The sequence below is a fragment of the Arthrobacter sp. Y3225116 genome (assembly GCF_059091245.1).
Genome location: NZ_JBNHGL010000224.1, coordinates 1 through 4,683, shown reverse-complemented (window position 1 = coordinate 4,683; position 4,683 = coordinate 1). Strand labels below are relative to the sequence as shown.

Annotated in this window: 5 protein-coding genes; 3 read left to right on the top strand and 2 right to left on the bottom strand. The window is 70.0% G+C overall.

Going from position 1 to position 4,683, the window contains the following annotated elements:
* On the top strand, window positions 1–1,645 hold a 1,645-nt coding region (locus AC5RV2_RS14855; protein ID WP_494092970.1), incomplete at its 5' end, for an elongation factor G.
* A gap of 24 nt (window positions 1,646–1,669) precedes the next feature.
* On the opposite strand, the gene AC5RV2_RS14850 is transcribed toward AC5RV2_RS14855, so the two are convergent.
* On the bottom strand, window positions 1,670–2,122 hold the full coding sequence (locus tag AC5RV2_RS14850) for an SRPBCC family protein (protein ID WP_494092969.1): 453 nt from the start codon (window positions 2,120–2,122) through the stop codon (window positions 1,670–1,672).
* A 275-nt stretch (window positions 2,123–2,397) separates the two neighbouring features.
* Here AC5RV2_RS14850 and AC5RV2_RS14845 point away from each other — a divergent pair, with 275 nt between their 5' ends.
* A complete protein-coding gene (locus AC5RV2_RS14845) occupies window positions 2,398–2,829 on the top strand; it encodes a YybH family protein (protein WP_494092968.1) in 432 nt (143 codons plus the stop codon).
* A gap of 74 nt (window positions 2,830–2,903) precedes the next feature.
* Here the strand turns inward: AC5RV2_RS14845 and AC5RV2_RS14840 are convergent, their stop codons facing one another.
* Complete coding sequence (locus AC5RV2_RS14840; protein WP_494092967.1) at window positions 2,904–3,578, bottom strand: alpha/beta hydrolase family protein; 675 nt, start codon at window positions 3,576–3,578, stop codon at window positions 2,904–2,906.
* A gap of 51 nt (window positions 3,579–3,629) precedes the next feature.
* Here AC5RV2_RS14840 and ligD point away from each other — a divergent pair, with 51 nt between their 5' ends.
* Entirely contained in the window at window positions 3,630–4,652 is a 1,023-nt protein-coding gene (gene ligD, locus AC5RV2_RS14835) for a non-homologous end-joining DNA ligase (protein WP_494092966.1), read from the top strand.
* Window positions 4,653–4,683 lie beyond the last annotated feature (31 nt).

The window sequence follows — 4,683 nt, the reverse complement described above, 5'->3', positions numbered from 1 at the left end:
CGGCGCCTTCGGCGAGTCCGTGCAGCCGCTGTACCTGCCGGTGCGGAGCGGGGCGGACCTGACGGGGCTGCACGCACTGCTGTCCGGCACCGTGTCGGACTACAGCGCCGGGGAACGAAAGCCCGCGGTCCGCCCCGCGGACGCCGGGGAACTCGCGGGGGCCGAGGAGGCCCGCAGCGCCCTGATCGAAGGCATCATCGCCGAGAGCGAGGACGAGTCCCTGATGGACCGCTACCTCGGCGGCGAGGAGATCGGCCTCGATGTGCTGTTCTCCGACCTGGAAACCGCCGTCGCGCGCGGATCCTTCTACCCGGTGCTGGCCACCTCCTCGGAAACCGGGCTGGGCATCGCGGAGCTGCTGGACATGCTCAAGCGGGCGTTCCCGTCCCCGCTCGAGCCCCCGCTGCCGGCGGCGACGGGACTCTACGGTTCGCGCGGCACCCCGCTGCGCTGCGATCCCGACGGACCGCTCGCCGGCGAAGTGATCCGCACGACCACCGACCCGTTCCTGGGCCGGGTCTCCCTGGTCCGGATTTTTTCGGGCACCCTGCGGGACGACTCCGCCATCCACGTGTCCGGACACGGGCTCGCCGACCGGGGCCACGCCGACCACGACAGCGACGAGCGGGTCACGCATCTGCACGCCCCGCTCGCCTCGACCCTGCGGTCGGTGTCCTTGTGCATCGCCGGCGACATCTGCGCGTTGACGAAGATCGGCACCGCCGAGACCGGCGACACGGTGTCGTCCCGGGAGCAGCCGATGCTCATCCAACCGTGGGAGATGCCGGAACCGCTGTTGCCCGTCGCGGTGGAGGCTGCCACCCGCAACGACGAGGCCGCCCTGGCGAAGAGCCTGGCCAAGGTGGCCGCGGGCGACCCGACCCTGCGGGTGGAGCGGCATGCGGAGACACACCAACTGATCCTGTGGTGCATGGGCGAGTCGCACGCCGAGGTGGTCCTCGACCGGCTGCGCGGGCAGGGCGTGAATGTGCAAACGGTCGACGTCGTCACGCCCCTGCGGGAGACGTTCGCGGCCGGGGCCGCCGGACGCGGACGCTACGTCAAGCAGTCCGGCGGGCACGGCCAATTCGCCATCTGCGAGATCGAGGTGGAACCGCTCCCGCGGGGCGCCGGATTCGAATTCGTGGACAAGATCGTCGGCGGCATCATCCCGGGGCCCTACATCGCGTCCGTCGAGAAGGGTGTCCGGGCGCAGATGGAAAAAGGCGTCTCCGCCGGGTTCCCCGTCGTCGACATCCGCGTGACACTGGTCGGCGGCAAGACCCACAGCGTCGATTCCTCCGACGCGGCCTTCCAATCCGCGGGTGCCCTCGCCTTGCGGGAAGCCGCTGCGGCGGCCCGCATCCAGCTGCTCGAGCCGGTCTCCGCCGTGACCATCACGGTGCCCGACGACTACGTGGGAACGGTGATGAGCGACCTGTCCGCCCGGCGCGGACGGCTGACCGGATCGGATTCGGCCGGCGGGGACCTCACCGAAATCAGCGCCGAAGTCCCGGACCACGAATTGCTGCGCTACGCCATCGACCTTCGTGCCCTGACCGGCGGCACCGGGCGTTTCCGGCGCGCCTACCTGCGGCACGACCCGGTGCCTTCGGCAGCGGCGAGCGGGGTGGGGCAGCGGTAAGGCCTTCGGTTGGGCCGGGCCCGGTCACCCGCCGGAGCGGAGGACGCGGGCGAGTTTCCCCAGGGCGTCTGCCCAGCCGGCCCGGTGCAGGCCGAGACGTTCCTCGGTGGCGAACACGCCCTGCCGGAGGGCGAGGCGGGTGCCGCCCTCCGAGGGTTCGAGCGAGAGCGTGACGACGGTTTCGCGGTCATCGGGCGCGGGCTCCTCCCACCGGAAGGTGTAGGCGAGGCGGCGCGGAGGGACGATGTCGAGAAACTCACCGGCGAGGTGGAAGGGCGGGCCGTCGGGCGGCTTCATGGTCAGCCGGTAGGTGCCGCCTGGTTTGGCGTCGAGCACGGCCTCGGGTGTTGTGAAACCTTCGGGACCCCACCATGTGGCCAACTCGCCCGCCTCCGTCAGCATGCGGAAAACCATGTCGCACGGCGCGGCCAGGACCGCTTCCAGTTCCAGCACGAAGCCGCCGGGTTGCTCGTTCATCGGACGCGGCCCCTTTCGGCACGGACCCGCAGCTGAGGGCGCGCGGGCCACTTGCCCGACCGTCGCAGTCCCGGCGTGCGGCCGCCGGCCCGACCATCGTAGTCCAGCGGTCCGGACCCCGGCCCGGCCATCGTAGTCCGGCGGTCCGGCCCCCGGATAGGAGCCCTGCACGGGGGTCCACACCGGTCATGGACATCCCCTGATGCCGGTGGGAGCATGGCTGTATTCGCGCCCCGGCCGCACGGCCCCGGCGGGAGGCAGCGGCTGGAGGAATCATGCCAGGGCCCGATCTCGAACTTGTTGCCGAGCGTTATCACCGCGCGCTGGACGCGTTCGTCCAAGGCAACCCCGATTTGGCGAAGGACCTGTTTTCGCGGCAGGAGGAGGTCACGCTTGCCAATCCGCTCGGCCCGCCTGCCCGCGGCTGGGCGGAGGTCGAGGCGGCCATGGACCGGGCGGTATCGCATTTCAGGGAGGGCGAGCCGATCCGGTTTGAGCGGATTTCCACCTATATCGCGACCGATCTGGCCTACATCGTCGAAATAGAGCGGACCCGGGTGAAGGTCAGCGTGTCCGACGCGGCGTCCCCGATCTCGCTGCGCGTCACGACGATTTTCCGGATCGAGGACGGCACCTGGAAGATCATCCACCGTCACGCCGATCCCATCACTTCCCCGCGGACCATCGACTCGATCGTCGAGCAGTAGCCCGCCGCCAGCCGGGGTCCAGCACCGCGGGCCATGGACGCCATCGCCGGGCACTGGCCGGAGCCGGCCGGCGGTCAGGCGCCGCCGACCCTCGAGCGGAGGAATTCGGCAGCGGGGCCGGCGAGCGATGCCCCAATCTCCGCCGCCCCTCGTTTCCGGCCCTTGACGTCGAAGGAATGGTCGCCGCCTTCCTGCCAGGCGAGCACGGCGTTCGGGCCGATGCGTCCGACGACGGACTCGAGCAGTTCCGGGGTTGCGAAGGTGTCGCGGGTGCCCTGCAGGAACAGCATGGGCAGGGTGAGCCCATACAGGTGCTCGTCGCGCAGCTTGTCCGGTTTCCCCGGCGGGTGCAGCGGATAGCCCAGGTACACCAGGCCGGCGGCCGGCATGCCCTCCGCTACGGCCATCGACGCCATGCGGCAGCCGAAGGATTTGCCGGCCGCCCACAGCGGTTCACCTTCGGACCGCGCTGCCGCTTCCCGCATGGCCGAACGCCACGCCACGATGGCAGCCGGCGGGCGGTCCGGAAACTTCCTGCCGGCCTCCCGGTAGGGGAAGTTGAAGCGCAAGGTGGCTACGCCGTCGTCGTTCAAGGCACGGGTGAAACCGGACAGGAACGGGTGGTCCATGCCCGCGCCGGCCCCGTGGGCGACCACCAGCGTGACGAACGCGGACTCGGGGCGGGCGTAGACACCGGAGACGGTGGTGTCGCCGACGTCGATGGTCACGGGGGACTCGGTGATAGGCATGCTCCCATCATGCCCTCGCCAGAAGCGACGTGCGTGTGTTTAGGTGTTCCCATGGCCAGCGAACAGACAACGCTGACGGTCGGCGGACCGCACGGCGAGCGCGAGGTGCGCATTTCCAGCCCGAGCCGGGTGATGTGGCCCGACCTGGGGATCACCAAACTGGATCTGGCGCGCTACATCGCGGAGGTTGGCGAGGCCTTCGTCCGCGCCAACGGCGACCGGCCGGTGTCGTTGCAACGGTTTTCGAACGGGATCGACGGCGAGCAGTTCTTCTCCAAGAATCCGCCCAAGGGCGCACCCGACTTCGTGCGGTCGGTGATGGTGGTGTATCCGAGCGCCCGGTCGCACCCGCAACTGGTCCTCGACGAGCCCGCCGCCGCGGTGTGGGCGGTGCAGATGAACACCGTGGTGTTCCACCCGTGGCCGTCGCGGGCGGGGAACTCCGACAACCCGGACCAGCTGCGCATCGACCTGGATCCGCAGCCGGGGACCTCGTTCGACGACGCCATCCCGGTGGCGATCGAACTGAGGTCGGTGCTGGCGGAGGCCGGACTGAACGCGTTCATCAAAACCTCCGGAAACCGGGGGCTGCACATGTTCGCGCCGATCGAACCTGCGCACGAATTCCTGGACGTACGCCACGCCGTCATCGCGGCGGCGCGGGAGATCGAGCGGCGGATGCCGAAACAGGTGACGACGTCGTGGTGGAAGGAAGAGCGCGGGGAGCGGATCTTCGTGGACTTCAACCAGGCCAACCGCGACCGGACCATGGCGGGTGCCTACAGCCCGCGGGCCCTGCCGAACGCGGCAGTGTCCTGCCCCATCGAATGGGACGAACTCGAAACGGCCGACCCGAAAAACTTCACGATCGCCACGGTTCCGGACAGGCTGAAGACAACCGGCGACCCGTGGGCCCGCATGCATGATGAGCCGGGCAAGATCGACGTCCTGCTCCAGTGGTGGGAACGCGACCTCGCCGCGGGTCTGGGGGAGATGCCCTTCCCGCCCGACTATCCGAAGATGCCGGGCGAGCCGCCGCGGGTGCAGCCCAGCCGGGCGCGCAAGAAGGACTAGCCGGGCGGAACCGGGCGACGGCGGGCCGTGC